Origin of the sequence: Paraburkholderia graminis C4D1M (assembly GCF_000172415.1) — a bacterium.
GTDB classification, from domain to species: Bacteria; Pseudomonadota; Gammaproteobacteria; order Burkholderiales; family Burkholderiaceae; genus Paraburkholderia; species Paraburkholderia graminis.
On sequence record NZ_ABLD01000002.1, the window covers coordinates 60,099 to 86,535 of the forward strand.

General features: G+C 60.7%; 23 protein-coding genes. 8 read left to right on the top strand and 15 right to left on the bottom strand.

Annotated elements, in window-relative coordinates:
* Positions 1–12 precede the first annotated feature (12 nt).
* The gene (locus BGRAMDRAFT_RS03220) at positions 13–330 is read left to right on the top strand and encodes a DUF4148 domain-containing protein (RefSeq protein ID WP_006047222.1); all 318 of its coding nucleotides are present in this window, start codon (positions 13–15) and stop codon (positions 328–330) included.
* A 213-nt stretch (positions 331–543) separates the two neighbouring features.
* Here the strand turns inward: BGRAMDRAFT_RS03220 and BGRAMDRAFT_RS03225 are convergent, their stop codons facing one another.
* Positions 544–792: a hypothetical protein gene (locus tag BGRAMDRAFT_RS03225; protein ID WP_006047223.1), complete on the bottom strand. Its 249-nt coding sequence runs from the start codon at positions 790–792 to the stop codon at positions 544–546.
* 118 nt (positions 793–910) lie between these two features.
* Entirely contained in the window at positions 911–1,957 is a 1,047-nt protein-coding gene (locus BGRAMDRAFT_RS03230) for a squalene/phytoene synthase family protein (RefSeq protein WP_006047224.1), read from the bottom strand.
* Between the two features lie 95 nt (positions 1,958–2,052).
* On the opposite strand from BGRAMDRAFT_RS03230, the gene BGRAMDRAFT_RS03235 reads away from it, so the two are divergent.
* From BGRAMDRAFT_RS03235 to BGRAMDRAFT_RS03245, 3 genes are all read left to right on the top strand, one after another.
* A complete protein-coding gene (locus BGRAMDRAFT_RS03235; protein ID WP_044020370.1) occupies positions 2,053–2,523 on the top strand; it encodes a MarR family winged helix-turn-helix transcriptional regulator in 471 nt (156 codons plus the stop codon).
* Positions 2,524–2,765: 242 nt separating this feature from the next.
* Positions 2,766–4,238: an ATPase domain-containing protein gene (locus BGRAMDRAFT_RS03240; protein ID WP_006047226.1), complete on the top strand. Its 1,473-nt coding sequence runs from the start codon at positions 2,766–2,768 to the stop codon at positions 4,236–4,238.
* Positions 4,239–4,243: 5 nt separating this feature from the next.
* The gene (locus BGRAMDRAFT_RS03245) at positions 4,244–4,594 is read left to right on the top strand and encodes a response regulator (protein ID WP_006047227.1); all 351 of its coding nucleotides are present in this window, start codon (positions 4,244–4,246) and stop codon (positions 4,592–4,594) included.
* 37 nt (positions 4,595–4,631) lie between these two features.
* On the opposite strand, the gene bla is transcribed toward BGRAMDRAFT_RS03245, so the two are convergent.
* Positions 4,632–5,579, bottom strand: a complete 948-nt coding sequence (bla, locus tag BGRAMDRAFT_RS03250) for a class A beta-lactamase (protein WP_006047228.1) — start codon at positions 5,577–5,579, stop codon at positions 4,632–4,634.
* 100 nt (positions 5,580–5,679) lie between these two features.
* On the opposite strand from bla, the gene BGRAMDRAFT_RS03255 reads away from it, so the two are divergent.
* Positions 5,680–6,558: a LysR family transcriptional regulator gene (locus BGRAMDRAFT_RS03255; protein WP_006047229.1), complete on the top strand. Its 879-nt coding sequence runs from the start codon at positions 5,680–5,682 to the stop codon at positions 6,556–6,558.
* Here the strand turns inward: BGRAMDRAFT_RS03255 and BGRAMDRAFT_RS03260 are convergent.
* Both BGRAMDRAFT_RS03260 and BGRAMDRAFT_RS03265 read right to left on the bottom strand, forming a co-directional pair.
* Positions 6,555–6,809, bottom strand: coding sequence for a hypothetical protein (locus BGRAMDRAFT_RS03260; protein ID WP_006047230.1), 255 nt, complete (start codon positions 6,807–6,809; stop codon positions 6,555–6,557). The genes BGRAMDRAFT_RS03255 and BGRAMDRAFT_RS03260 overlap by 4 nt on opposite strands.
* 40 nt (positions 6,810–6,849) lie before the next feature.
* A complete protein-coding gene (locus BGRAMDRAFT_RS03265) occupies positions 6,850–7,344 on the bottom strand; it encodes a lecithin retinol acyltransferase family protein (protein ID WP_006047231.1) in 495 nt (164 codons plus the stop codon).
* A gap of 462 nt (positions 7,345–7,806) precedes the next feature.
* On the opposite strand from BGRAMDRAFT_RS03265, the gene BGRAMDRAFT_RS03270 reads away from it, so the two are divergent.
* Together BGRAMDRAFT_RS03270 and BGRAMDRAFT_RS03275 are read left to right on the top strand one after the other, a co-directional pair.
* Positions 7,807–8,094 carry a hypothetical protein gene (locus tag BGRAMDRAFT_RS03270; RefSeq protein ID WP_006047232.1) on the top strand — a complete coding sequence of 96 codons (288 nt, stop codon included), beginning with the start codon at positions 7,807–7,809 and terminating at the stop codon, positions 8,092–8,094.
* 5 nt (positions 8,095–8,099) lie between these two features.
* Positions 8,100–8,870 (top strand): PP2C family protein-serine/threonine phosphatase, encoded by a 771-nt coding sequence (locus BGRAMDRAFT_RS03275; protein ID WP_029967036.1) that lies wholly within the window; start codon positions 8,100–8,102, stop codon positions 8,868–8,870.
* A gap of 19 nt (positions 8,871–8,889) precedes the next feature.
* Here the strand turns inward: BGRAMDRAFT_RS03275 and BGRAMDRAFT_RS03280 are convergent, their stop codons facing one another.
* The 9 genes from BGRAMDRAFT_RS03280 to BGRAMDRAFT_RS03320 form a co-directional block, all read right to left on the bottom strand.
* A complete protein-coding gene (locus BGRAMDRAFT_RS03280; protein ID WP_006047234.1) occupies positions 8,890–10,248 on the bottom strand; it encodes a sigma-54 interaction domain-containing protein in 1,359 nt (452 codons plus the stop codon).
* Entirely contained in the window at positions 10,248–13,304 is a 3,057-nt protein-coding gene (locus tag BGRAMDRAFT_RS03285) for a peptidase domain-containing ABC transporter (RefSeq protein WP_006047235.1), read from the bottom strand. The genes BGRAMDRAFT_RS03280 and BGRAMDRAFT_RS03285 overlap by 1 nt, the downstream gene beginning before the upstream one ends.
* 42 nt (positions 13,305–13,346) lie before the next feature.
* Positions 13,347–14,099: a peptidylprolyl isomerase gene (locus BGRAMDRAFT_RS03290; protein ID WP_006047236.1), complete on the bottom strand. Its 753-nt coding sequence runs from the start codon at positions 14,097–14,099 to the stop codon at positions 13,347–13,349.
* A 37-nt stretch (positions 14,100–14,136) separates the two neighbouring features.
* A complete protein-coding gene (locus tag BGRAMDRAFT_RS03295) occupies positions 14,137–15,510 on the bottom strand; it encodes an HlyD family efflux transporter periplasmic adaptor subunit (protein WP_006047237.1) in 1,374 nt (457 codons plus the stop codon).
* Complete coding sequence (locus BGRAMDRAFT_RS03300) at positions 15,488–18,115, bottom strand: FHA domain-containing protein (protein ID WP_006047238.1); 2,628 nt, start codon at positions 18,113–18,115, stop codon at positions 15,488–15,490. The genes BGRAMDRAFT_RS03295 and BGRAMDRAFT_RS03300 overlap by 23 nt, the downstream gene beginning before the upstream one ends.
* Before the next feature lie 259 nt (positions 18,116–18,374).
* The gene (locus tag BGRAMDRAFT_RS03305; protein ID WP_044020371.1) at positions 18,375–19,814 is read right to left on the bottom strand and encodes an efflux transporter outer membrane subunit; all 1,440 of its coding nucleotides are present in this window, start codon (positions 19,812–19,814) and stop codon (positions 18,375–18,377) included.
* 215 nt (positions 19,815–20,029) lie between these two features.
* Positions 20,030–20,311 (bottom strand): hypothetical protein, encoded by a 282-nt coding sequence (locus BGRAMDRAFT_RS03310; RefSeq protein WP_006047240.1) that lies wholly within the window; start codon positions 20,309–20,311, stop codon positions 20,030–20,032.
* A 265-nt stretch (positions 20,312–20,576) separates the two neighbouring features.
* Positions 20,577–21,011 carry a DUF4399 domain-containing protein gene (locus tag BGRAMDRAFT_RS03315; RefSeq protein WP_006047241.1) on the bottom strand — a complete coding sequence of 145 codons (435 nt, stop codon included), beginning with the start codon at positions 21,009–21,011 and terminating at the stop codon, positions 20,577–20,579.
* Positions 21,012–21,049: 38 nt separating this feature from the next.
* Entirely contained in the window at positions 21,050–21,553 is a 504-nt protein-coding gene (locus BGRAMDRAFT_RS03320; protein WP_006047242.1) for a DUF4399 domain-containing protein, read from the bottom strand.
* Positions 21,554–21,933: 380 nt separating this feature from the next.
* On the opposite strand from BGRAMDRAFT_RS03320, the gene BGRAMDRAFT_RS03325 reads away from it, so the two are divergent.
* On the top strand, positions 21,934–23,934 hold the full coding sequence (locus tag BGRAMDRAFT_RS03325; RefSeq protein ID WP_006047243.1) for an SUMF1/EgtB/PvdO family nonheme iron enzyme: 2,001 nt from the start codon (positions 21,934–21,936) through the stop codon (positions 23,932–23,934).
* Between the two features lie 66 nt (positions 23,935–24,000).
* On the opposite strand, the gene BGRAMDRAFT_RS03330 is transcribed toward BGRAMDRAFT_RS03325, so the two are convergent.
* Complete coding sequence (locus tag BGRAMDRAFT_RS03330) at positions 24,001–26,184, bottom strand: serine/threonine protein kinase (protein ID WP_006047244.1); 2,184 nt, start codon at positions 26,182–26,184, stop codon at positions 24,001–24,003.
* Between the last annotated feature and the right edge of the window lie 253 nt (positions 26,185–26,437).

Here is a 26,437-nt window from a genome sequence, read left to right on the forward strand (position 1 = left end):
AGGTAGTTAATCATGAAATCGCTCATTCAAGCCGTTGTTGTCGCCACTGTGCTGGCCGCTCCTGTCGCTTCGTTCGCGCAGTCCAATGAGCCCGTGACTCGCGCTCAAGTGCGCGCCGAACTGGTCCAACTGGAAAAGGCAGGCTACGAGCCGAGCCGTGCCGACCGTTACTATCCTGCCGATCTACAGGCTGCACAAAACCGCGTTGCCGAACAGAACGGCACCGCCCAGCCGGCGATATCGAGCTACGGCGGCGCGGCCACCGGCTCATCGCAATCGGGCCGCACGGGGTCTGCTAATGGCGCGAAGTCCATTTACTTCGGCAACTAAGAAGGAACGGTTCGCGGTTTATCGCGCCGCCAGGGCGCATCCCGTTTGATCCGTTCCAAACGAACTGGCCCGCGACCGGTTGTTCCGATCGCGGGCCAGTTCGCTATGTGTTACCTCCGTCATCGGCTACCGATGACTTCGCCTGGATCGCACCGGTCCAGGTGTTTTTTTGCCAATGCCGACAGTTGTGCGTGCAACGAGCCGACTGGCGAATCAGTCGCGAGCGATCAGATCGCCCACCTGGCCGCGGCCCGTGACGAGGCAGCTCGACAGGAAATTTTCACCCTGGCTGCTTGCGCCGGCTTCTCCGAAACCCTTCTTGAACGCGTTCGCCTTGACGAGTTCCGCGCCCTGATGGCACGTGATCGTCCCTACTTCACCGGCCTGCGCGCGCATGAGCGCGCGGTCGGCCAGCAGATAGCCAAGCAACAGCAGCACCGCAATATTGAACGCCTGTCTCATGGATCGTCTCCTCCTTCGAGGAGACTAACGCGAACCCTCTGCGCGCGGTGTTAGGGGTTTCCCGATTCTCGGGTGTCTTCTGATGCAGGTTAAATCGCGCGATCACAGGGAGGCCGCGTCAGAAGCGCGCTTCGATGTCCCGAATGCGCTGCTCGATTGATCGACGCACCAATGCATTGGACGGCACCAGCAGCAGCGACGACGCGATGATCCCATACACCTTGTTTCGCCGCACCTTGGAGACCTGCTGCGGATCGAGCCACGCCTTGTTGTCCACGAGTAGCAGCAGCGTTTCGAGGCCGATCAGAATCGGCCACAAACATGCGAGCCGCAGGCGCACGGAAAAAGCGGGAATCGCGAGTGTGTAATCGAGCGCCTCACGGAAATGATCGAGCGTCTTGCGCAACAACTCGACCATCAGCGGACGCGCGCGCAGCGAATTGGCTGGCAGCAAAAGATCTTGCGGACTCAGGCCGTGCTGTTCCAGCATCGTTTGCGGAAGATAGCTGCGACCAATGCGCAGGTCTTTGCCGCAATCGCGCAATACGTTGGTCATTTGCAGCGCCTTGCCGAAGCGCACACCGCGGGCGGCCATGATGTCGGGCCGCTCCTTCAGCGTGCCGGGCATATGCGCGTAGGTCATCGTGGTCCAGAATTCGCCGACGCAACCCGCCACCAGATACGTATAACGGTCGAGCTCGCCATATTCGCGCAGCGCGGCTATACGACCGGAGCGTTCGTCGGGGAACGTGCGCAGATCGAATTCCATGCCTTCGGTCAACGTCGACACAATCGCGCGCACGGCGTTGCGGTCCGGCTCGCTCAATTGCGTCAGCACGTCTAGCGCGGGACCGAGCGATTCGAGCAGCAGCTTCTCGTCCGACTGGCTCTGCTGACCCGCCACTTCAGCGGCCATGCGCTGAAACAGCGCGCCGTCGTTTGCCGCGCCGTTGATCTGATCGCGCAATGACAGCAGCAATTGGAGCCGCTGTTCCGGCGCGATCAGTGACGTATCCGCGATGGTATCGGCGGCACGCGCGAGCAGATAGGCGAGGCCGATTGGATCGCGCATGCCCACCGGCAACACGCGAAGCGTAAGGTAGAACGAGCGTGATACGCCTTTCAGGAGCGGACCGAGAAGAAAGGCCCGGGTCGGAGTCGGCATGGGTGCGATGTCAGTATTGGCAAAATTCAGACGGTGGGCAATTGTATACGGCAAGCCGCGCTAAGATGCGGGATAGCCTGAATCTCGTGCCGACAATGAGCAAAAACCAGAATTCGACTCTTGAACCCAGCGCCACGCGTACTCGCCGACCCAGCCTGCGGCTCACTTATGTGATCGGCAGTCTCGACCGTATCTTGCGGCGTCGTATGAGCGAAGCCCTCGCGCCGCTCGGCTTGACCCTCGCGCAATTTACCGCGCTCTCCGTGCTTGAAGCGAAAGGGCAAGCGTCGAACGCGCAGCTTGCCGAGCGCTCGTTCATCACACCGCAATCAGCCAACGAAGTGATGAACGCGATGGCGAGCCGCAACTGGGTGAGCCGCGAGCCCGATCCCACGCATGGCCGCATCGTGCTGCTGCAACTGACCGACGAGGGCCGTACCGTACTGCGCCAATGCGAGCAGGCGGTGAAAGCCATTGAAAAGCAGATGCTCGAAGGCATCGAACTGGAAACAGCCGGCACGGTGCAGCGCCACCTCGAAAGTTTCGTACGCAATTTGCGCGGGTAGCGTCGGCGAGCACTGGCGTCTGATAATGGCGATGACTTCATGCCGCCGCGCCCGATATGCCACGTCGCACGTACTTCTTTTGTACTTTCGGGCGCTTGCCGAACACAACTTTTCAATCTTCGCTGCTTCGTATTCACGCCACTGCGGGTAAACAGCGGGAACGCACTTTGCTGACGTAGTTAGCTTAAGCAACGCACTGACGTCAGCGAGCGCCGCTAGTCGCAGTCCAACCACACACGATAATGAACATTCACGAATCGCCGCCCCTCTCTCGCACTAACGTCGAAACGGGCGTGCCCGGCCTTGACGAGATCCTGGGCGGCGGTCTCGTGCGCGGCGGCGTTTATCTTCTCGAAGGCATGGCGGGCGCCGGCAAGACGATCCTGTCGAGCCAGATCGGCTTTCATCGCGTAAGCCGCGGCGAGAAAGTGCTGTACATGACGCTCATCGCCGAATCGCATGACAAGTTGCTCGCGCACCTGAAAGGCCTGACTTTCTTCGACGAAAAAGCCGTCGCGCAGCAAATGCTTTTTGTCTCTGGCTATCACGAACTGATGCAGGACGGCCTGGACGGCTTTCTGAAACTCATTGCGTCGAGCATTTACGATTACCGCCCGAGCTTGATGATCATCGACGGCTTTCGTAGCGCCCGCGAGTTCAGCGAGACGGAGCTGTCGTTGTCCAAGTTCATTCATGAGCTGAACGCTCTCGTCGCGGCAATGGACTGCACGACGCTGTTGCTCGCGCCGCTGTCCGGCAACGAGCCGCATCCGGAACATACGCTTGTCGACGGTCTGATCGAACTCAACCGTTATAGCGACGGCATGCGCCGCGCGCGCGAAATCGAAGTGCACAAGATGCGTGCGCGCAATCATCTGATGGGCAAGCACTACTTTCGCATCGCCGAAAGCGGGCTTCTGATGTTCCCGCGTCTCGAAGCGCAATGCGCCGCGCCGAGTGGACCGGTCGATCTTAAAGCACGGGTCGGTTTCGACTTGCCGCATCTCGATGTCATGTTCGGCGGCGGTCTGTCGCAAGGCTCGACCGCGACGTTGATCGGACCGTCGGGCGTCGGCAAGACGATGCTGAGTTTGCAGTTTCTCGCAGCGGGCGTCGCGCGCGGCGAACGTTGTCTGTATCTCGGCTTTTACGAAGGACCGCAACGGCTCCTCGGCAAAGCCGAGGCCGTTTCAATCCCGCTGAACGAAGCGTATGAAGACGGCCGTCTCCTGATTCAATGGCAGCCCGCCATTGAACTCGCCGTCGACGAAATCGCCGCGAAGGCGCTCGCCACCGCGAAGAACATGGGGGCGACGCGCATGGTGATCGACGGAGTGGAAGGCTTCCGCGATTCCGCGTTGCGCGTGGAGCGCTTCGGGCTGTTCCTTAACGCGTTGCTGCATCAATTGCGCGAGGCCGGCATTACGACGCTGGTCATAGAAGAAATGCCGCTCCATTCCGATCACGGCCATTCGAGAACCACGCGCGTTTCGGCACTCACCGAGAACCTCGTGCTGCTGCGTTACGCTGAGACAGACGCGGGACTGCGGCGCGCGATCTCCATCGTCAAGCAGCGCGAAAGCGCACATGATCCGTCCACGCATGAGCTGGTGATTTCGTCGCAAGGGCTCGATGTTATCGAAAGCCCGCTCAGCGCCACGGTTTCTTCGGCATCAGGTCTGTCCGCGACGTTGCAGCCGCGGCGACCGGCGTAGCACCCATGAAAACCATTCTGGTCGTGGATGACGAATTCGACATCCTCACGGTATGGCGGCTGCTGCTCGAGCGCCACGGCTATACGGTATTGACCGCATCGAATGGCGCCGTCGCGCTCGAGCAGATACGCAGAACGAGGCCCGACATCATCGTATCGGACTGCATGATGCCGGTCATGTCGGGGCTGCAACTGTGCGCGGCGCTTTACGCCGATCCCGAACTGCGCGACATTCCGATCATTCTATGCAGCGCGGCCGCGGATATTCCAGTGCAACCCAATCCGTCTATCGAATACGCGCGCAAGCCGATCGCGTTCGACGCGTTGCTCGCAATGCTCAAGCGGATGTCGGTGTAGCGCTTCTCCTACTGCGGCTCACCACCGCCTTGCAGCGTCAAACCGACTCCACGACCAGCGCGCCGACGTTTGCAATCGCCGCGTTGTTGCGCGCGGCGTCGCCCGCAGTGCCGGTCAAATAGACCGCCACAAGAATCGGGCCGCGTCCCGGCGGCCAGAAAATCGCCACGTCGTTCGCGGTGCCGTGATCGCCCGTGCCGGTCTTGTCGCCCACGCCCCAATCTTTCGGCAGCTTTGCGCGCAGACGCGCGCCGCCGGTCTCATTGGCCGCGAGCCACGCGAGCAATTGCACTCTCGATGACGACTTCAAACGCTCGCCAAGCAGGAGTTCGCGCATATTGCCGAGCATTGCATTCGGTGTCGTCGTATCGCGCGGATCGCCAGGCGTCGCCTCGTTCAACGTCGGCTCATTGCGGTCCAGCCGCGTGATGCCGTCGCCGAGACTACGCGCGAATGCAGTCAGTGCAGCAGGACCGCCGAAGCTTTGCAGCAGCAGATTAGCCGCGGTGTTGTCGCTAAGCGTGATCGCCGCCTTGCACAACTCCGCGATACTCATGCCCGCGTTGCCGGTGCGCTCGCGAGTGTGCTTCGAGGTTGCCGGCGAGTACGGCACCAGTTCGCTTTCCGGATAGACGATGCGCCGCTGCAGATCTTCTTCGCCGCGATCGACACGCGCGAGGATCGCACCCGCGGCGAGCAGCTTGAACGTGCTGCACATCGGGAAGCGCTCGTCCGCATGCAAGCCGGCGTGCAGTCCCGAGGTCGTGTCGACGATCGACACGCCGAGCCGTCCACCGCTTTGTGCTTCGATCTCTTCGAGCCGCGCGCGAATCGCATCGGCTTTCGCGAACTGTTGCCGCTGCCGCGCTCCATTGATTGCCTTGCCCGATTCCGCGTTCTTGGCCCACGCGCCGCCGTTGCCGAACGCAACCCCAGCTATCGAAACGCCCAGCATCGTACCCGCGAATTTTCTTCTCGTGATCATTGCCGCTCCTTTGTGTGAAGCCGCAACTATCGGTTTTCCCGCCGCCGCTGACAAACGATGATAAGTTAATGCGCTCACAAGAAAAACTTATGCCTCGGCCATGAGACCTTATCTTCCGCTTAACGCGCTGCGCGCTTTTGAATCGTCCGCCCGGCACTTGAGCTTTACTCGCGCGGCACTCGAACTGAATGTCACCCAGGCCGCTGTCAGCCAGCAGGTCAGATCGCTCGAAGAACGTCTCGGCACCACGCTATTCAAGCGCTTGCCGCGCGGTCTCGCGATGACCGACGAGGGTCTTGCATTGCGTCCCGTCCTGACTGACGCATTCGATCGCATCGAAGCCGTGCTCAAGCAATTCGAAGGCGGCCACTTTCATGAAGTGCTGACAGTCGGCGTGGTGGGTACGTTCGCGGTCGGCTGGCTCATGCCGCGGCTCAAATCGTTTCGAGAGGCTCATCCCTTCGTCGAATTGCGGCTGTTGACGAACAACAATCTCGTGGATCTCGCGACCGAAGGCCTCGACTTCGCAATCCGTTTCGGCGACGGCACGTGGCCGGGTTCACTCGCGACACGCCTGCTCGATGCACCGCTCGCGCTCTTATGCACGCCGGAAATTGCAGCGCGTCTGTCGACGCCCGCGGATCTCGCCGACCAGACGCTGCTGCGTTCCTATCGCGCGGATGACTGGAGCAACTGGTTCGCCGCTGCGGGCATTCCACCGCGGCCCATTCGCGGACCCGTGTTCGATTCTTCGCGATTGATGGTCGAAGCGGCGATGCAGGGCGCGGGCATCGCACTCGCGCCCGCGCTGATGTTCGATCGAGAGATCAATACGGGCCGCCTCGTGCGTCCGTTCGATGTCGAAGTCCATGCCGGCAGTTACTGGCTCACATGGCTAAAGGGCAAGCCGATGACGCCCGCGATGCTGCTGTTCAGTCAGTGGCTCATCAAGGAAGCGGCCACACACACGCCGGATTAGCACAGGCCCGTGCGACGATAGCCGTTCATCGCGGGGCGTTCGGCTTGCGGCGGAAATACATTCCACGAACCGTCGTCGTGACGGAAGAAGAAGATGGACAGCAGGCCGCCCGGACGCAGCGCCTCGACGCGCACGAAACGCTGATGCAGTGACGCGCGGTGGCAGAACTCGACCACTCGTGCCGGCATCGACGGCGTAGGTGCAAGCCATTTGTCGACGGCCCAGTGCAAGGTCTTTTCAGCAGCAGCCATGATGTTCTCCTCGGTTTCTTCACTCATCTCTTTCGATAACTCACGCCACTTGCGCGGCAAACTGCCTGTTCTTCGCGCCGGCCTCGACGAATGCCTTCACGAGGCACATCAGCACGTGCATGCCGGTGCGCGGATGGCGCAAGCTGCAATGCACCTGTTCGCTGCGGCTTTCGCCAAGCAGCACCCACGCGCAGAAGTGTTCGCAGTTGTTGGTCAAGAGGCGGTAGCGGTTCTCACCGAGACGTGAGCGCGCGCGGCGCACTGCTTCTTCGCCGAGGTAGCGCGCGCCGAGCGTCGCTCTGATCGTCAGCGGATGCCCGGCAGCGAAGCGGTCGAGTTCGACTTCTTCAACCGGGCCGCGATGCGCCGAACCGGCAAAGCCCGCGTAATGAACCACACGGCCATTGCCCACATAAATGCCGTGATGTTCGTAACCGCAGCGGGTGGAGACCAGATGCGAACCGATCGGCAAGTCGATGGTGGACGACGGTTCATCGGCCGCATCGCTTGTCGTCTGAAGAGAGTTCGTGTTCATGGCTTGCCTCGTTTGTTTCCAACACTGTTGCGAGGTCTTTTGCATCATCCGGGCCATGCGCTCGGAAGCCCTTGTTTATAGGGCTTTGCGCGAAAATGCGCGGCTTTTAACGACGCGAGTGTGGGCCTTGAACCGACAGAAATCGGGTCGATGTGTTGGCGATTGGCGATCTTTTGTCACGTCACGAGCTGTGCTTTGGAGAGCTTTTTGGAAGCCTCGCGATGCATTGAGAAAGTGTTGGGCCCCACACCGGTCGTGACGCGTGAATGTTGGCTACTGCCCGACCTATCGCTTTGCATGCGACTCGCTCGACACGCTCCGAGCGGCCCGCAGCCCCACGCCAGTCAACGCATTACCGAAGAAACGCAGGACGTCGCGTACAAATTGGCATAGCGCTTGCACTATCTCGCCCAGATCCACAAAAACCGCGCGCGTCGCGCACGCGGTCAACCGGAGAACGACATGGCTTCTATTTCTGTCAACGATCTTTCGCTGAACCTCGCACTCGACCGCAAAGCAATGGCGGCGATTCGCGGCGGAGGCGGTGCGCCGTGGGTCTATGGATGGATTCAGCCTTATGTGCGGGAAACGCCGAGCATTGGGCCGGTCGTGAACCTGTACGAGGTGTCCAACAACTTCTATGCTAACCAGATGATCAACCAGTTCCAGTCGGTCGACGTGCGCAATACCGGTGCGAACTCGAACATTAGCGTCGCTCCCGACGCACGCAGCAGAAACGATATGGTGTAGCCGTTGTGACTTGCGCGAGCCAATTCCGCTGGACGTCGTGCGCGCGTTCCGACGCGGGATGCGTGCGTGAAGTCAATGAAGATGCCTGCCTCGACGACGCCGAACTGGGACGCTGGGCCGTCGCGGACGGCATGGGCGGGCACGCGGTCGGCGACCTCGCGAGCCGCCTCGTGATCGACGCGCTAAAGCGGCTCGCGCCGCCCGTCAGCATGAAGGCGTTTATCGCGGACGCACGCGCGCATTTGCAGGTCGCGAATCGTCAGTTGAGAGAAGAGGCCGCGCGCCGCCAGGTGCAGCGCATCGGCAGCACTGTCGTCGTGCTTCTCGCGTGCGATCGCTTTTGCGGCTATGTGTGGGCCGGCGACAGCCGCCTCTATCTCGTGCGCGACGGACAACTGCGCCAACTCACGCGCGATCACAGTCAGGTTGAAGCGCTCAAGTCGCTCGGCGTGATTACCGATGAAGAAGCGCGGCATCATCCCGCGCAGCATATGATTACGCGTGCCGTGGGCGCGACCGATCTGCTCGAACTCGACGACGATGCAATCGAAGTCGCGGACGGCGACATCTTCCTGCTGTGCAGCGACGGCCTGAGCAACGAGGTCGACGAAGCCGACATGCTGGCGGTGCTCAACACAGCCGCCCACGCCGACGCGCCGGATCTACTCGTGAGCCTCGCGCTCGAGCGCGGCGGCCGGGACAACATCACGGCAGTCGTCGTGCGCGCGGAAGATCCTTATGCCGCCGACAAAACGCTGCTGAATCCCGCGCCATGACAAAGCGGACATCGTCGCTTTATGTCTCGCCATCGTCTTCTTCGCGCTCGTCCGCGCCGTTCCGGTCCAAAGGCACGACATTGCGATTGCGAAACTCCTTCGAATGAAGCCCGTGTTTTTTCAGCAGCATTTGCAGATGCGAGCGGTTCATGTCGATACGGCGCGCCAATTCCGCGACGGTGCCGTTCACTTCGCGCAGTCCGCGTTCGAGAAAGGCTTTTTCCGCGTCGTCACTCGCCGCGCGCTTTGCGTCGCTGAGCGACATGAGATTCGCCACGCTGATCGGCTGCTGTCCCGAGCCATTCGCGACGCCTTGCAAGGCCGCCGCCGAACCTGGCGCTGCGGGCCGCATGTCGGTCGGCAAGTGGTCGACATCCGCCATATCGCCGGCGAGACACGAGATGCGGTACATCACGTTACGCAATTCGCGGATATTGCCGGGATAAGCGTAGTTGAGCAGAAAGTCCCGTAAACGAGGGGTTAATCTCACTGGTCTGCGCTTGAGCGTGCCGGCAGCTTCGTCGCCGAACCAGGCAATCAGCAGCGGAATTTCGTCGCGCCGTTCACGCAGCGGCGGCAGCGTGACGTGAATCACACTGAGCCGGTAGAACAGATCTTCGCGGAACCTGCCTTCCTCGCTCAGCTTGCGCAAGTTGCGATTCGTTGCCGCGACAATGCGCGTATCCACCGCAATGGTTTCGTCGGAGCCGACGCGTTGAATCTCGTGCGCTTCGAGCACGCGCAACAGTTTCACCTGTCCGGCGAGCGGCAACTCGCCGATCTCGTCGAGAAAAATAGTACCCGTATGGGCACTTTCGAATTTACCCTTGCGGTCATTCGAAGCGCCGGTAAACGCACCCTTGCGGTGACCGAACAGTTCCGACTCCAATAGATTGTCCGGAATCGCACCGCAGTTCACGGAAATAAATGGCTTATCCGCACGCGAGCCGTTCGCATGAATGACCTTCGCCATCAGTTCCTTGCCGGTGCCGCTTTCGCCGTCGATCAGAACCGGCAAGTCTGTCGGCGCGGCCTTCTCGGCAATTTCCAGCGATTCCAGGAGCCGCGCATTGTCGCCGAACGTCCCTTCGAAAATGAAGCTGCGCGCGAGCAGTGCCTGCCTGCGCGCCCCGCGCGACTGCTCGGCGCGCTGCTCCGGCTCCGCCGACGTCGCGGCCTGCACGAAGCGCTCCTTGTGCGAAAGTTGCATGACTTCATCGCGCAGCGACGTGGCCTGCCTCAACAGCTTGTCGATGTCGGTGCGTTCGAGTCGCGACGACCATCGCAGCGTCGAGCGCAGAATCTCAATCCGCTCGATCAAACCCGCATACGAAATCGCCGGACTGATGTCTTCAATCTGGTCGAGTATCTTCATCATCACGCACTCAGTTGTTTCTGCACGAGTTGGTAGTACATGCCACCGCGTTGCAGCAGTTCTTCGTGACGGCCCTGTTCGACAATCGCCCCTTCATAAAGAACAAGGATCTTGTCGGCACGCATGATCGTACTCAGCCGATGCGCGATGATCACCGCCGTGCGGCCTTTCAGAATGTCATGCATATTGCCGAGAATGTTGCTTTCCGACTGCGAATCGAGCGCGGACGTCGCCTCGTCGAATACGAGCAGACGCGGATCGTGATACAGCGCGCGCGCAATGCACAGCCGCTGAATCTGACCGCCCGACAAACCAATTCCGCGTTCGCCGACAATCTGCTCATAGCCCAGCGGCATCTTGCTGATGAACGCGTGCGCGTCGGCCATTCTCGCGACTTCCTCTATACGGCGGCGGTCCGGTGCATCGTCGCCGCTTGCGATGTTCTCGGCAATCGTGCCGGAAAAAAGCAGGTTGCTTTGCATCACATAGCCAATCTGCGCGCGAAAATAGGCTTTGTCGACCACGCTAAGGTCATAACCGTCGATCGACATCTTGCCTTCGCTCGGTGCATAAAAGCCCACCAGCAACTTCGCGAGCGTGGTCTTGCCTGACCCGCTGCGCCCGACAATCGCGACCAGTTCGCCGGGCTTGATGTCGAAACTGATGTTCTCCAGCACATAGGCGGAGTCGTTCTCGCCATAACGGAAGTACACACCGCTCAGGCTTATTTCGCCTTGCAGCTCGGGCAACATCACGCGTGAGGGCAGATCTTCCGGCTTTTGTTCCGGCTCGATGTCGAGCACGTCGCCGAGCCGTTCCATCGCGACGCCCGCATCGTTCAGCATGCTCCATAAGCCGACGAGTCCCATCAACGGGCCTAACACGCTGCCCATGAATGCGTTGAATGCAATCAATTGCCCGATTGTCATTTCGCGCGCAAGCACGAGATTCGCGCCGACCCATAGAATTGCAATCGTGGTGGCGGCGTTCAGCAATTGGCTGCCGAGCCCGACAAGAATATTGAAAGCGTGCGCACGGTACTGCACTTCCAGTGCTTTTGCGTATTTCTTTTCCCAGCGCAAACGCACGGGCCGTTCGATGCCCATGCCCTTGACCGTCTCCACGCCGGCCAGCGCCTCCATGAGAAACGACTTCGATTCCGTCGACGCCGTGAACACCTCGCGCGCATAGTTCTTGATCTTCGGCGTGGCCAACGCGGTCAGCGCCATGATAGGAATAACGAATCCGATCAACACGAGCGTCATCTTCACGTTGTAGACGAACATGATCGTGAAGTAGATGAACACCATCAGCAGGTTCAGTGCGGTCGTCACCGTCGATTCGGTGAGAAATGCGCGAATGGTCTGGTTCTCCTGAAAGCGCGCAAAGATGTCGCCGGTTTTGCGCTTGGCAAAGAACGAGAACGGCAGCGACAACGTGTGCTTGAAGAACTGCGACATCATCGCAAAGTCCATATTGCGCACCATGAAATTCGCGAGGTACGCGCGAATCGACGACATGAGCTGCGAGAACACATTGGCAATGATGAGCCCGCCAATCAGCAGATGCAGCAGGCTCACGTTCTGATGCACGATCACACCGTCAAGAATGTTCTGGATGATGAGCGGCGGAATCACACCCAGCACCTGAATCACGAATGTGGCCAGAAACAGGTGCCCGAGAATCTTTCTGTACGGCTTCAGGTAGCCGACAAAGCGTATCCACGGCGAACGCGCCGCCGACATTTGCACGAGTTGCGGGCCGCCCGTAAACAGCAGACATGTGCCGCTCCAGCCGCGCTCGAAGTCTTCGACCGTCAATTTGCGAAAGCCGAGCGCCGGATCGGCGACCCATACATATTCGGTAGAGAGGCCGTACACCACGACATAGTGATAGCCTTCCCAATGCACGATGAACGGCAAATCGAAACCACGCAGCGAATCGAACGTGCACTGCACGCCACGCGCGGTGAAGCCAAGCGATTCGCCCGCGCGCGCGAGACTGTCGAGCGTCGCGCCTTGCGTCGTCACATTCGCGAGCTCGCGCAATTTGCCGAGCGTCATCGGAATGCTGTAGTGGCGGCAGATCATCGCGAGACACGCGGCGCCGCAATCCATTTCTTCCGCTTGCTCGACCAACGCGAAGCGCTTGATTATCTTCTCGCCCAACGCGGGCTTGCTCTGCAAATCGAGCATGAGCGGCAGCTTGCGGCGTTGCTCGAGCCGCTTTTGCCGCTGTAATTCGCGATCGCCATAACGAATGCGCTCGTCCAGTACTTCGCGCAGCTTGGGATTGCGTTCGAGGATGAAGTGCACGGTGCGCTCGGGAATCACCAGCAGCCGCGCGTCTGTGGACGCAATGACCGAAGCCATTTGCTCCTGGCGCATCAAGCACGCCTTTTCACCGAATATCTCGCCTTCGCCGAGCGTGGCGAGCGTATAGTCGCGCCCTTCTTCGTGGCGGACAATGCGCACCTCGCCTTGGCGCACGACGTATAAGCGCCGGTCGTCGCGTGCGTCCTGCCGCAGGATTTCCTTGCCCGCCGCCACGCGTTTAACGCCGACGCTACGCACATATTCTTCGAGTTCAGCCTTGTTCAGTTTGCCGCGCAAATCGAATAGCTGCGCGACAAAGCCACCCGCCGAATTGATCGCCACATAGCTCGCGACAAACGCGAGCGCCGCCTGATTGCCGGCCATCACGGGCTCGATTGCCGCGCGCGGAATAAACAGCAATTCCGTTTTCGCGGACGCCCGCACCGACGCCTCATGCACATAGGTACGCAGCATTGCAATGTCGGCGAAGATCTCGCCCGACTTGCGCACGCCCATGCTCGTTTCCTTGCCATGCTCCTCGACGAAGATGCGTACCGAGCCCGAGCGGACTATGTATAAACCGTCGGCTGTCTCGCCTGTCGAGCACACGGTTTCGCCAAACGAATAGAAGCGCGCTTGCGCATATTCGGCTAGACGTTCGATCTCGTCGCGCGAGAAAGGCGACAGTATCTCCACCGAGGCAAGAAATTCGGCGGCGGACGGCGCGGTCTGGGGTGCATCCATAAGCGTGCGGACCTCGGTTCTACTTCTGACGGTGGCGCCCGGTTAGCGCGCTTCGATCACATGCTCCTGCGCACGCGCGATCAGCCAGCTTTCGCGCAAAAGGCGCCTGACTTCAGCGGCCACGTCGGCGTCGAGCGTCGCTGGGTATTTCGCGGTCACCGCGAAGATCTCGAAGCACGAGCGATCCGCCGACGGGAACGGCCCAAGCAGATCGCCCACCGCCGCGTTAAAGATCTTCGCCTCGATGTCCGGCTTTAACGAGCCACGCAGTACTTTGCCGATCACACCACCCGCTTCTCGCGTATCGGCAATCGAATGCTCGCGCGCCATGTCGGCGAAACTATCGGGATCGTCGCGCAGATACGAGATCATTTCCTTCGCTTTGCCTTCGCTGTCGAGCACGATATGGCTCACTTCGATTGCATCGAACTTCGGCGAATTGAGCGCGAAGTAGTCTTTGACGGCCGCATCGTTGCCGACTTGGTCGAGCATCTTCTCCTGATACAGGCCGTCCGTGATGAACGCCTCGAATTCGTCGAGACTCACGTTCAGCACGTCGAGATACTGGTTCATATCCGTCGCGCGATGCAGCCCTCGCACGCGGCGAAACTGATCGGCGCGCTCCTGAATGTCGTCGGCCGTAACGACGATGCCCTGCTTCTTCGCCGCGTGCACCGTCAGCTTGTCGCGCACTATCTGCTCGATCAGGCTTTCGAACTGGCCAGTCAGTTTGAGAAGCCGGATGAACTCGCCCACATCCACGACTTCATCGTCAATTCGCACTATTGCGGTCATGTTGTCCGCTCCTTTGGTTGATGTGTGATCCGCGCGGTCAACCCGCCACCTGTCTGAACGGATCGAGGCCGAGGTCGATCAGGCGCCGCTCGCGCACGACGATTTCCGCGCTCGCGGTCATGCCGTAACGCAACGGATAGTGCGTACCGGCGATCTCGTAGTAGTTTTTGTCGAGCGTGACGCGGCCTTCATAAACCGGCTGCTTGTCCGTCAAAGACGGCTTGGTGGCCGGCGAAATATAGGCGAGCGTGCCGTTGATCAATCCATAACGCTGATACGGAAATGCGTTGAACTTCAGTTTGACCGGCAATCCTTCGTGAAGAAACGCGCGATCGTGTTCGGCGATTTCGATCTTCAACACCGGCTTCGCGTCTTTTGGCGCGATGCCTCCGAGCGGCGAATTGGCCTGAATCTTGTCGCCTCGCTGCGTCGACGTGACATCGGTAATCACGCCGGAAACGGGCGCGAGAATCAGCAGAAAGTTGTCCTTGTCGATGTTCTCGAAGCGGATTCGCGCGGCGGCTTCCGAGACGAGCCGTGCGCTTTGTAGTTGCAGCCGCACCTTGCCTTCCGCGTCGGCGACGTCGCGCACTGCTGCGTCGTATTGAAGCTGAAGATCCGTAGCCTGCTGGCCGCTCGTTTCGAGTTCCGCATTCGCCTTTGCGTACTCGTGACTCAAGCGGAAATCGAGTTCGGCGAGCTTCGATTGCGCGACACGGTACGCGTTATCCGCTTCCATCGACGCGGTTCTCTTTTGCTCCACCTGCAATTCCGCAATACCGCCGCCGCCCGGCTGCGCGAATAGCCGCGAATAGCGGTCGAGTTCCTGGTGTGCGGCCTCGCGTACCCGCCGCGCGTTGTCGAGCGCACTGCGCGCTTCGTCGAGTTCAGCCTTCTGTCCTTCGGCGAGCTTGGTGGTTCCTTCCGAAACACGGTTTTCGTGCAGACGTGCTTCCACTTCCATTTGCGCCTTTAATGCCGCGGCTTTTCTCTCCATCAGCGCTTTCTTCTGCGGGAACTGCTTCCAGTCGCGCTCGGCGTCTTCGAGTTTTAATTGCGCCTGCAACGCATTGCTTGCGGCCTCGATCGCGCCGCGCGCGTTCAATCGCGCGAGTACATCGCCTTTCGACACGGGCTGGCCTTCCGCGATATAGAGGTCGGCCAGTTCGCCGTCGATAGGCGCATAAATGCGGCGCACTTCCGATTCCGGCGATAGCGTGCCCTGTGCGCTGACGATTACGTCGGCACGTCCCACGAACGACCACAGCAAGCCTGCGACCACCAGCGCGACCATCGCCCAGATCAGCGCACGCGCGATCCGCACGGGCTCCGCAGTGAGTATCGCAATGCCTTCGACACTGTGGTCTTCCAGCGCTTGCGCCAGCGACCTAGGGTAACTGTCGCGCTTCACTCTGCTCGCCTCCAATTAACGCCAGCTTCGCTTTTAGCAGCGCGGGATCCAGCACCATGCGCAACTCGGTCAGCGAGCGGCGCTGCAATGTTGTTTCCGCTTCTATATCGGCGAGCAAACGGTCGAAATCCGCGGGATATTCCGCCTTCAACTGCGAATAGATGCGCATACCCTGCTGCGCGGCCGTTTGCGCATCGGACAGCAAGCGCGCCTCGTTGCGAAAGCCCGGCGAGATGCCTGCTTCAAGGCGCTGCGTGCCGCCAATCGGACCGCTCGCGCGATACTGCTTCCACAGGCTCTGTGCGCGCAGCATCAGATCTTGCGCGCGTGACAGCGCTTTATCGTGCAACGCGGCGACGTCATTCTGAATGGATTGGGCGAACCACACATCCGTTGACGGATCGAGGCTCGCATAGAAAGACAGCAGACGCTGGTCGTAATCTTTTCCGTTGCGCGTTTTCTGCAAGTCGTTGTACTGATCGAGGAGTGCTTTCTTGTGAGCAAACTCGGCGGCCAGTACATCGGACCACGGCCCCGCCGGCATCGACTGCAATCCGGTCAATGCCTGTTGCGCGTCACCGCGCCGCCACGCAGCGGCGATTGCGTCGTGCCGCTGAACGACATCGGCGGACGGCAAACGCGTCGCGGCCAGTTGCCGATATTGCTCCTGAAACGGCGGCGTACTGAAGCGCGCGGTTTTCATCAGCGCGAGCAGAGTACTCAATTGACGGCCAAGCGCGGCTTCCAGCAAAGCCGTGTATTGGCGCAAGTCGTCGCGCACGCGGTCGAGTCCCGCGAGACGCGGATAGCGCTGCGCATAATCGTCGAGTACCGATGGCAATGCCGCCGGTTTGTCGCGCGCCAACTCGGTGCGAATCGCGCCGTCCAGACGTCCGATTGCCGCGAGATAAACCGAGTCGTCGCTCTCGAGCTTGCGCAAATGACTCATGGCCTGCGCGTACGGTTCTGTGAAGACCGGTACATATGACGCGATTCTGTCGAGCGCGCGCTGATGACTCTTCGGATCGTCGTCCCAGCGTTGCAGCAAACCGCCGATAGCCGCTTCATCCTGATACATGCGGATCGGTGCCTCAACACCGCCGCGCCCCGCGACGAAGCGTTCGAGATCGCCCACCCATTGCAATTCGCCGAGAAGCGAAAGTGCGTCGGCGTTATTCGCGGTCAACGACTTCATCTCGGCGAGTTGCGCATCGGCCTGATCGAATTGCGACTTTTGCAGCACGTTGAGCCAATCGGGAAGCTTTGCCTTCAGCAGCGCTTCGCTTGCAAGCGCGCTCACCTTCGTGTCCGCCGGATGAGTCACCAGGTAGTTCTTCGCGGATTGCACAGCACTCGTATAGTCGCCGCTCGCCAGCAGGTTCTTCAGTTCACGTTCGGAGGAACCGCGCATATAAAGTGTGAAGGCGACGGCGCCGAGCAACACGACGCCCGCGCCGCCCCACATGGCGAAGCGTCGCATGCTCGCGCGATCGTCGCCTGCGAAAGCCTTGCTCAACTCGCTTGCGATGAGGCGCCAGCGCCGCTGCTTGCGCCTGGAAACGCCGGCGATGCGGCCGCCATTCGATTCATTCGTGGCGCTGTCCGCACTATGCGATCCGTTCGCACTTTTTGCCGATGCACCCGCCGCTCCACCACTAGCCGGCGGCGTGCGTCCCGCATGTCCAGATGCAACGTGCGCCGCCTCGTTGATTTCGTCCTCGCGTTGCCTCGCTGGGTCGACGCAGAAGATGTCGAGAAACGAATGCGCCGCGCCCACGAAGGTCGTTTTGTCGGCGTCGACATCGGCGACATCCGAGAGTTTGGCGACTGAGGGATTGAGGAGCAGCTGAGTCACGGTCGGCTCGACTTCGGGCGGTTTTTGCAGCGTCACCCTGTAGACGAAGTGGTCGCCGCCAAATGCAACGACGTCGCCATCGGCAAGCGGCAGCGCGGATTCGCCGACGCGTATTCCGCCGACGAATGTGCCGTTCGTGCTGCCGAGATCTTCGACGTAAAGCTCCGCGCCCTTCAGAAAGATGTGCGCATGCCGACGCGAGATGTAATTGACCTGATGCGGATAGCGGTCCTTGTAGCGAGAAAAGACTTCGTCCGCTTTACTGACGAGAAACGGAAACGCCTGCACTTCAACCGGCTGAAGCCCGAGATCGCCGCGCTGCGGCACAAGTAGCAGGCGCGGCGCGACCACCGCGCTGCTTTTCGCGACGATGCGGGCGCGCGGCTCGATACTCACGCGATAACAGAGATCGCCGCCAAAGCACAGTTCGTCCCCTGCTCGCACGCGCGCGGGCGTCTCGCGCACGGCAACGCCGTTGACCGTGGTGCCGTTCTTGCTGCCGAGATCCGCCACATAAACCGCGCCGTGCTCGATGAACACGCGTGCATGACGGCGCGACAGACGCGCGATCCACTCGGCGGGGTAGTCGTTAAACGGCGCTTCGCTGCGCCCAATGGCGAACAGGCTATCGACAATGCGGATCGCGTCCAGTGCCGGGCGTTGCGCGGACGCAAGCGGAGACAGCAGCACGTCGAAAGCGGTTTCGACTGTCGCGCGCTTCTCGGCAATGGATATTTCGCCGTCGGCCATTTTATCCGGATCACTAATCGTTTACCCGCTGCTGCGAGAGCGCAACGGAGTCAGCACGAAGGACGACGGCGAGAGAATCTTGTTTGAAAGAACCGGCGGAAACACGGTTCCTCAACGATTGTAAGTCACGCATTGCGAGTGTCAATTCCCGGTCGTCGGTGATAAGCCGCTGCACACGATATGAGAAACCGCAACGGGTTTCACATGCGCGCCTGAGCGGATTAGCTCAATGCTCCTTTACTTCTGCTCTACCTCTTTTCTACTTCTCTTTCACTTGCGCCTGCACATCGACATTCGGCCAGCCGCCGCCGAGCGCCTTATAAAGCAGCACCGTATCGGACAAAATCAGTTGATGATTCGCCAGCAACGACAACTGCGCCTCGAGCAGCGTGCGCTCGGTTTCGAATACTTCGAGTTGCGACACCACGCCGAGCCGCAGTTGCGACTGAATCTGATCGGCCACAATTTGCAGACGATCCACCTGTTGCTGCAATTCAACGCGCTGCGCCTTATGCGCGTTCAGATTCACCAGCGCGTTTTCCACTTCCTCGAACGCGCCCATTACAGTCGCACGGTACTGCTGTTCCGCCACCGTCGATTGCGCCTGCGTCACCTTGACGTGTGCGCGCACACCGGGATCGAGCAGCGGAATATTGATGCTCGGCATGAAGCCGTAGGTGAACGACTTCAGCAAGTCAGTCAGCGCGAAACTCGCCGTGCCGCCGTGCCCGGTCAGGCTGATAGTCGGCAATTGCGCGAGTTTGGCCTGACCGACGAGGTCATAGGCCTCGAGTACTCTGAATTCCGCGGCGACCAGGTCTGGGCGCCGCGCGAGCAGTTGTGCGGGCAGACCGTCGGGCACTCCCGGCGATTGCACGCGCTGTTGCAGATGGCCTTTGGGCAATTGAAACTCACCGGCAGGTACACCGGTCAGCGTGCACAGCGCGTTATTCGCGAGGTCACGCGAGCGACGCAGTTCAAGCAACTGATTCGTCAGTCGATTGATTTCCGCCTGCTGCCGCAGCACCTGCGTCTGCGGAACAAGTCCGCTGCGGCGCTGGCCCTCGTAGATCGAGAGAATCTGGCGATTGGTGACGAGTGTCTTTTGCTGCTGTTCGATCTGGTCGTCGAATTGAAGAATCTGGAAATAGGTACTCGACACGTTCGACACCAGTTCGAGATAACCGGCGCGCCAGTCGGCTTCGCTCGCGTGGAATTCGGCTTTCTGTGCCTGCACGCCCTTTTCCACTTTGCCCCAAATGTCGATATCCCAGTTCACCTGCGCCGCGACGTTGTATTGCTTCGCGAAGGTCTGTCCGGTTGTTTTCTGGAAACTCGCGCCGGCACCGAGGTCCATGGTCGGCAACGCGCCGGCCTTGGCTTCGCCGATCTGCGTGCGCGCGACGTCAATACGCGCAGCCAGTATCTTGATGTCGAAGTTGCCGCCTATGGCTTTGGCAATCAGCGAGTCGAGAGCCGGATCGTTAAAGCCTTTCCACCAATCCGGTTCAATGGTGGCCGCCGCGGAAACCGGCGCGCCGCTTTGTCCCGTCCAGGACGTCTTGCCAGGCGTATCGGGCCGCTTGTAGTCGGGCATGCCGACGTCGACGCATGCACACAGTGAGGCGGCGCAGATCGTTGCCGCGCACAACCCGCGCAACGCCGCCGTTGTCGAGTGGTTGAAGAAGCGCTGAACCATCTTTGAATCAGGCAACGCTGACACGATTTTCTCCGATGACGCCGACTTCACTGCACAATCCGCGCGCACCATTTAAGTAAAGCATCTCCGACGCCGCTTCACCATCGAAGCGGCGCATGACAAAAGCTCGGGAGATGTGCGGTGAGGAAGTGTCGCGTGAAAAGAACGATTGGGTGCGCGAACTTTTTGAGGACCGCAGCTAGCGGACGCGCCGCTTACGGCATGTAGATGTTGTTGCTCGCGGTCACATGCGGGTTGAGGTTGGTCGTCGCGCCCTCAATGAACGCGCCGTTGCTGCCATTGACGCTCTGGATGTTCATCGTCGTGCTGATCAGTTGAGTGGCGTCGACGTTCCTGCTGAAGTTCGGCGCATAGATCGGCGCGAAATTCAGATACGACGGCGGTAACAGGTGGCCGGTGCCGCCGCGCACGGCGCTCATCGCCTTGCTGTCGAGTTGTTCGGTGATGGACAGGTCTTTGATCGTCAGCGTGTTCATGGCAAATCTCCGGAACGGAAGGTCACAGTCTTGCGGTTGGTTTCGAGCAACTTGTCTACTCGAACGTAACTAACGCATGGGCTGTGCCAGTTTCGTTTGTCTATCCGAAGAAATTTGTGGAAGTGCCGTGAATGGAGGCTTTCGACGATACATCGATCGGGCAATACAGCGTGTGACCAGAAAGCATCAGCGTCGATGTGATGGATCGCGGCCAACAGCGGGTGTGAAATGGTTGGCTGCGGCATGACATCGGCGCTAACTAACGTCAACGCGCAATGACCGTGATCTTCTTCGAGTACACCGGCGGGTTGTGCGGAACGTGCATGTCGTCGCCCATCAGCAATTGCAATGTATGTTTGCCGGGCGGCAGTTGAATCATCGTCTCGGTTTCGCCCGCGCCGAAATGCAGGTGATTGCGATCCGAGGGTATCTCCTGGTCCATCGGCGGCAAGTCGGTGTCGATCAGAAGATGATGATGTCCCGTGTTCGGATACTTCACGCCTTTCGGCGCGACGCCCATATAGCGCAAACCGAACCACACGCGAAACGGCTTGTTGGCCGTAACCACCTGGCCGTCGTTCGGATAGCCGATATAGGCATGTGCGCCGGAAGGCGACGCCGCCCCGGCCGCCACGGCGAAATCCGCCGCGCCCCATGTCGCCGACGCCACCAGCGCCGCGACTGCAATGAACTTATACATGAAGGTTTCTCCGTCCTGAGCAGGCCGCGATGAACGCGCTAGTCTTTCTGCACGGTGATGGTGATCTTTTTCGAGTACACGGGCGGCGCATGCGGCAGGTGATTGTGGTCGCCGAGAATAAGCTGCAACGTGTGCTTGCCTGGCGGCAACTCGATACGCGCGTCGGTCTCGCCCGCGCCGAAGTGCAGGTGATTACGGTCCGACGGAATCTCCTGATCGAGCGCGGGCAGGTCCGTATCGATCAGCAGATGATGATGCCCGGTGTTGGGAAACGCGACGCCTTTCGGGCACACGCCCATATTGCGCAGCCCCATGCGCACCCACAGCTTGCCGCCGTGAATCACGGCGCCGTCGGGCGGCCAGATGATGTACTCCTCCGCACCGGCAGGCGATGCCGTGGAATCCGCGAATGCCGCCACCGGCAAAACCATGCCGACAATCGACACGGCGAGCACCGTCCGCGAAACCGCGCGCAATGCACATAGGCGCATCGTGCTTCTGGGACTCGGGTTGGAAACAGCGGGGACGTCGGTTCTTCGCATGGCGCACTCTCCCGAAGAGCGGTCGTGACCATCTCGACTGCGCAAGGCAGCGATGGGTGATTGTGCTTGATCGCGGGCTCGCGCGATGCGCCAGCCGCGTAGTTAAAACGACCGTGCCACGTTGCTTTGTGAATTAGCTTAGGACGTAACTTGCCAAAAAGATACGCCACACTCGTTAACCGTATAGCGCACTCGGTAAAAGTGTTGGTTGTTGCCCGCCATGCGCGTGCTATGGTTGTTGATACGTTGCAACGCGGATGATCGAAAGCGCGCCGACGCTTCGCTTTTCGGGGCGGGGGTATCGGCGAATCGCAACGTATTCCAGCGGCAATGCGGTGCGCGAATACCTATGTTCTGTCCGGAACAAACAGGATGCGAAGATGTGGCGAATATTCCTGCTGATGTGGATGGCCGGGGCCATTCTGGTGGATTGCGGCGATGCATTTGCCGCAACGCCGCGTGAGAGTACAAGCGCGACTAATCTGGCCGCACCGGCTAATAGCGTGATCGCGCCGTTCGCTCCGCAGCACGACGTTGTTGGCGCTTCACGCATCGCGCTCGTTATCGGCAATGGCGCCTATGCTGCCGATGCGTCGAAGCTCATCGAGCGAAACGCGCCGCGTGATGCTCAAGCGCTGGGCAAGCAATTGCGCGCGCTCGGCTTCGACGTCGTCGTGCTTGCCAATGCAACGCCGCTGCAAATGCGGCGAGCGATTGGCGAATTCCGCGAGCGTCTGCGTGCGGGCGATGTCGGTCTGTTCTATTTCGCCGGTCATGGCATGCGGCTCGGCGGACAAACGCTATTGATTCCTGCCGGTCTCGACGTGCGCTCGCCGGCCTCGCCAATTCGCGAGGGCATCGATCTGAATGACGTGTTGCAGGCAATGCACACGTCGCGCAATGCACCATTGAACATTGCGATTCTCGACACCTGTCTCGACAATCCATTCACGCGCGATGTCGCGCAGGCGGCGCCAGCACTGCCGCCGAACACGGTCGTTGCCTATGCAACGGCGCAAGGCGGCTTTGCGGCCGACGGCTCCAGCCACGGCATCTATACGCAAGCGTTACTGCGCGCACTCGACGAGAAGCCCACGCAGCCTTTGATGAGCCTGCTCGCGAGCGTCGCTGCGCAAGTCAAACACGCAACCGGAGGGGAACAGCAACCGTGGGTTGAGTCGTCGTTGCCCGATTCAACCTTAACGACGAGCAACGTAAAGGTTAGGGATACGCGACTCATCGCCAGTAACGAGCATGTCGTCACACTGCACAGCCGAGGCATTCTGCCGAAAGACAGCACCGAGCAATACGAAATCACCTTCTGGAATTCGATCAAGGACAGCAATTACCCCGCGGATTACGAAGCGTATTTGAAGGCCTATCCGAATGGGCGCTTCGCCACGCTCGCGCATGCGCGAATCGATCGGTTGCGGGCGGCGTCGGCGAATGCGCCTGCGCCTGCGCCGAACCCGTCGACACAGCAGGTTGCGCCGTCAGTTGCACCGCCGCCGACAGCGCGGCCGGCGACACCTGCTGCGCCCACTGCATCGGCCGCGCAAGAGCGCCCGCGTGCCGCTTCCGCACCGCCAGCCGCGAGCACCACTCCACCGCCAGCACCGCCCGCTGCAGCCACCGCGCAAAAGCCTGCAACGCGTGCGCCAGTAGCAGGCGAAAGCCGCGACTGTGCCACGTGTCCGATCATGATCGCGTTGCCCGCAGGCTCGTTCTCGATGGGCAGCAACAGCGACGATCCGTCCGAGAAGCCGGTTCATCACGTGACGATTGGTGCGCCGTTCGCTATCGGCAAATACGAAGTGACAGTCGAGCAGTGGAATGCCTGCGTCGCGGCGAATGCATGCCCGAAACTCTCGCCGGAAACGAATGCCAATAAGTCAGCTCCCGCGCGCGACGTGAGTTGGGACGACGCGCAGCAGTACGTGAAGTGGCTCACGCGAACGACGGGCAAACCGTACCGTCTGCCCACTGAGGCCGAGTGGGAATACGCGGTGCGCGGCGGCACGACGAGCGCGTACTGGTGGGGCGATCAGATGCGCAAGGGCAACGCCAATTGCAAGGACTGCGGCGAGCCGTGGCACAAGGAAGGCCCCGAAGCCGCAGGTTCTTTTGCGCCGAATCCGTACGGCCTCTATGACATGAACGGAAGCGTATGGGAATGGACCGCCGACTGCTGGCATAACTCGTATCAGTCAGCGCCCGTCGACGGCCGCGCGTGGGAAAACCCCGGTTGCGACATGCGCGTGATTCGCGGCGGTTCCTGGCGCGAAGGCGGCGGCTACATGCTGAGCGCGACGCGCTTCAAATACAGCGCGGGCGTGCGTCAATCGCAGGATGGTTTCCGCGTAGTCAAAGATCTCAAGTGATCTGCTGCGCCGGGAATTAACTCATTGCATCAAGCTCCGCAGCGCTCGGCTCGCTGGACGAAAACATCATGGCGCATGCGGCTTCGTGGTGATCGGCGCGAAGTCCGCCACGATCCGCTCGCGGCCATACTTCGCGGCTATTTGCGCGAGCCGTGTGTCCAGTGCGCGCAGATAGTCGGCGCGCGATTCGGCTTCCGGGCGCGGCTTGTCGAAGAGCGGCGCGGGCGTGATCAGCAGCACGACCATCTCCGAACCGAACGGCTTTGAAATGACCCAGTCGCCCCCGCTGCCGACCGTCGCCGAATAGTGCGGCGGCGCCTGGTTGTCCTTCGCGCGCGGGCTCGGCACCATATGAACGACATTGCCGTCGAGCTGGTAGTAGTCGAGATTCACATACGAGTCGTAGCCGGGCGTGCTCACGTCGACAACCAGTGGATCGCCCTCGTTCAATTGGCCGCTCGGCGGCCGCACCTGCAAGCCCGCGATGTGCCCGGCTTGCCAGTTCTGCGTCCAGTACGGTGCAAGCGCCTTCACGGTGTCGCATTTGTCGTCCGCGACCGGATCGACGTCGAGCTTCAGCGTGTCCACGCCGGGTAGCGCTGTGAGGCCGTCTTTTAGTCGCGCGACGCCATAGCGTTGCGAAAGATAGCCGCGCACCGTCAACGTGTGATCCTGCGTCGACGCGGATAACGCCGAGCACGGCACTTGTGCGAGCGTCGGAGCGACCGCTGCGAGTGTCAGTGCGGGCTTGGGTTTGGGTGCAGCAGGCGGGGTGGGGGCTGCTACTGCCGCTGAAGCAGTCGCCGATGCGGACGTTGCTGTGGTCGGATTCGTTGTTGCTGCGCTTGCGGTGCTGGTCGCCGCTGTCGCCGCTGCCTCGCTCGCTTGTGTCGCCGACGACGCGGCTTCCTCCACCCGCCCCTGCGACGTGCCCGTAGCCTGTTGCATTTCGCTATGACGATTCGGCGCCGAGCGCCACGCATACACGGCCACGGCCGCTGCGCAAATCACCGCGAAGCCGGCGAGTCCCGCCTTCGCCAATGTCCCCGACTTTTCCGCGCGCGCCTCGTTGTCGAACTCGGCGATGAAGCGCGTGACGCTCGGCATGCGCGTCGCGCGGTCGAAGGAAAGCGCGGCCCGCAATGCGCGCCATTGCGTCGCATCGAGATTCGGCGGACGCTGCAGCTTGAATTCGGCATTGCGCGCCTGCGTCGCGGACAAGCGGTCGAACGGATGATGCCCCGTCAGCAATTCATACGTGATACAGCCGAGCGCATAAATATCGTCGCGCGGATCGGGCTCGCGATGCTCGATCATCTCCGGGCTCGCATACGCAGGCGTCAACGCGCCGAGGCTGCCTGGATCGAATACGGTTGCATCGCTTTCTTCTTCGGGTCGCTGAAACACGCGCGCAATGCCGAAGTCGATGACCTTCACTTCGGCATTCGTCGTGAGAAAAACATTGGCGGGTTTGAAATCGCAATGCACGAAGCCGCGTTCGTGTGCATACGCGAGCGCGCTGCACATGCCGCGCACGATCGGCAGCGCGGCGCGAACCGGCATGCCCTGATAGCCCGGCGTGCGCAGCAACTGGCTGAGCGGCTTGCCCGACAGGTACTCCATCGTCAGATAAACGATCGGGCCGTCGCGATCGAAGTCGTACACCGTGATGATGTTGCGATGCGCGAGCACCTGCGCCTTGCGCGCCTCGCGCTGCAACGCGACGAGCGAATTCGGATTGCCGCGGAACTGAACGTTGAGGACCTTGACCGCGAGGTACGGTTTTCTGTCGGACGCCTCGAGCTTGCGCAGATCGAGCGCCTTATAAACCGTCCCCATTCCGCCGACGCCGAGGCACTCTTCGAGAACGAAGCGGTTATTCAGCGTATCGCCGATGCCTTTGATCTGGTCGAAGCCTGCGCCGTTGGGCACGTTCGCGCTACTTGCGGACGCGCCTGTGCGTCCCGCGCCGGCCGGCACCACCGAGGGCATCTCCACCGTGGTCTGTATGCCGGTTTCCTCGCCGCCGGCCGCCACATTCGACACGCGCAGTTGCTCGATGCGCCGCCGCACTTCGATATAAAGGTCCTCCGGCAGCGGGGCTTTACGATGCGCGGCGCCAAGCGTCTCCAGCAGCTGCGTCGGACCGAGGCCTTCGGTCACCAACGTGCTGTCGAGTTGAGCGACGAACTCGTCACGCGACAGCTCGCCGTTCTGGAAGTCGTGAATCACACGCGCAAGGCTAGCCATGTTGTGCGAATTGCCGCCGTTGCCGTGAGCCCCGATCGCGTTCGACCAAGGCTCTGCCGGCCGTTAGGAAAGCTGTCGTAACCAGTTACATGTGCCGCTTCGATACTAGCTCCCGGCCTGTTCTTTCGCAAACCAGGATTGCCCCGCGCGATGCGCGGCTCACGCTTGTCGCGTGCCGTCCAACATAATGCGGCGCGTTGTCGGGTGAATGCCACCACTCGCCTTGCTCGTCGCAGCTTCGACGGATAGGAAA

What these genes read in the sequence shown, in the direction of transcription:
- BGRAMDRAFT_RS03220 (WP_006047222.1), top strand. Translation starts at nt 13, where the DNA reads ATGAAATCGCTCATTCAAGCCGTTGTTGTCGCCACTGTGCTGGCCGCT.
- BGRAMDRAFT_RS03225 (WP_006047223.1), bottom strand. Translation starts at nt 792, where the DNA reads ATGAGACAGGCGTTCAATATTGCGGTGCTGCTGTTGCTTGGCTATCTG.
- BGRAMDRAFT_RS03230 (WP_006047224.1), bottom strand. Translation starts at nt 1,957, where the DNA reads ATGCCGACTCCGACCCGGGCCTTTCTTCTCGGTCCGCTCCTGAAAGGC.
- BGRAMDRAFT_RS03235 (WP_044020370.1), top strand. Translation starts at nt 2,053, where the DNA reads ATGAGCAAAAACCAGAATTCGACTCTTGAACCCAGCGCCACGCGTACT.
- BGRAMDRAFT_RS03240 (WP_006047226.1), top strand. Translation starts at nt 2,766, where the DNA reads ATGAACATTCACGAATCGCCGCCCCTCTCTCGCACTAACGTCGAAACG.
- BGRAMDRAFT_RS03245 (WP_006047227.1), top strand. Translation starts at nt 4,244, where the DNA reads ATGAAAACCATTCTGGTCGTGGATGACGAATTCGACATCCTCACGGTA.
- bla (WP_006047228.1), bottom strand. Translation starts at nt 5,579, where the DNA reads ATGATCACGAGAAGAAAATTCGCGGGTACGATGCTGGGCGTTTCGATA.
- BGRAMDRAFT_RS03255 (WP_006047229.1), top strand. Translation starts at nt 5,680, where the DNA reads ATGAGACCTTATCTTCCGCTTAACGCGCTGCGCGCTTTTGAATCGTCC.
- BGRAMDRAFT_RS03260 (WP_006047230.1), bottom strand. Translation starts at nt 6,809, where the DNA reads ATGGCTGCTGCTGAAAAGACCTTGCACTGGGCCGTCGACAAATGGCTT.
- BGRAMDRAFT_RS03265 (WP_006047231.1), bottom strand. Translation starts at nt 7,344, where the DNA reads ATGAACACGAACTCTCTTCAGACGACAAGCGATGCGGCCGATGAACCG.
- BGRAMDRAFT_RS03270 (WP_006047232.1), top strand. Translation starts at nt 7,807, where the DNA reads ATGGCTTCTATTTCTGTCAACGATCTTTCGCTGAACCTCGCACTCGAC.
- BGRAMDRAFT_RS03280 (WP_006047234.1), bottom strand. Translation starts at nt 10,248, where the DNA reads ATGATGAAGATACTCGACCAGATTGAAGACATCAGTCCGGCGATTTCG.
- BGRAMDRAFT_RS03285 (WP_006047235.1), bottom strand. Translation starts at nt 13,304, where the DNA reads ATGGATGCACCCCAGACCGCGCCGTCCGCCGCCGAATTTCTTGCCTCG.
- BGRAMDRAFT_RS03290 (WP_006047236.1), bottom strand. Translation starts at nt 14,099, where the DNA reads ATGACCGCAATAGTGCGAATTGACGATGAAGTCGTGGATGTGGGCGAG.
- BGRAMDRAFT_RS03300 (WP_006047238.1), bottom strand. Translation starts at nt 18,115, where the DNA reads ATGGCCGACGGCGAAATATCCATTGCCGAGAAGCGCGCGACAGTCGAA.
- BGRAMDRAFT_RS03305 (WP_044020371.1), bottom strand. Translation starts at nt 19,814, where the DNA reads ATGGTTCAGCGCTTCTTCAACCACTCGACAACGGCGGCGTTGCGCGGG.
- BGRAMDRAFT_RS03310 (WP_006047240.1), bottom strand. Translation starts at nt 20,311, where the DNA reads ATGAACACGCTGACGATCAAAGACCTGTCCATCACCGAACAACTCGAC.
- BGRAMDRAFT_RS03315 (WP_006047241.1), bottom strand. Translation starts at nt 21,011, where the DNA reads ATGTATAAGTTCATTGCAGTCGCGGCGCTGGTGGCGTCGGCGACATGG.
- BGRAMDRAFT_RS03320 (WP_006047242.1), bottom strand. Translation starts at nt 21,553, where the DNA reads ATGCGAAGAACCGACGTCCCCGCTGTTTCCAACCCGAGTCCCAGAAGC.
- BGRAMDRAFT_RS03325 (WP_006047243.1), top strand. Translation starts at nt 21,934, where the DNA reads ATGTGGCGAATATTCCTGCTGATGTGGATGGCCGGGGCCATTCTGGTG.
- BGRAMDRAFT_RS03330 (WP_006047244.1), bottom strand. Translation starts at nt 26,184, where the DNA reads ATGGCTAGCCTTGCGCGTGTGATTCACGACTTCCAGAACGGCGAGCTG.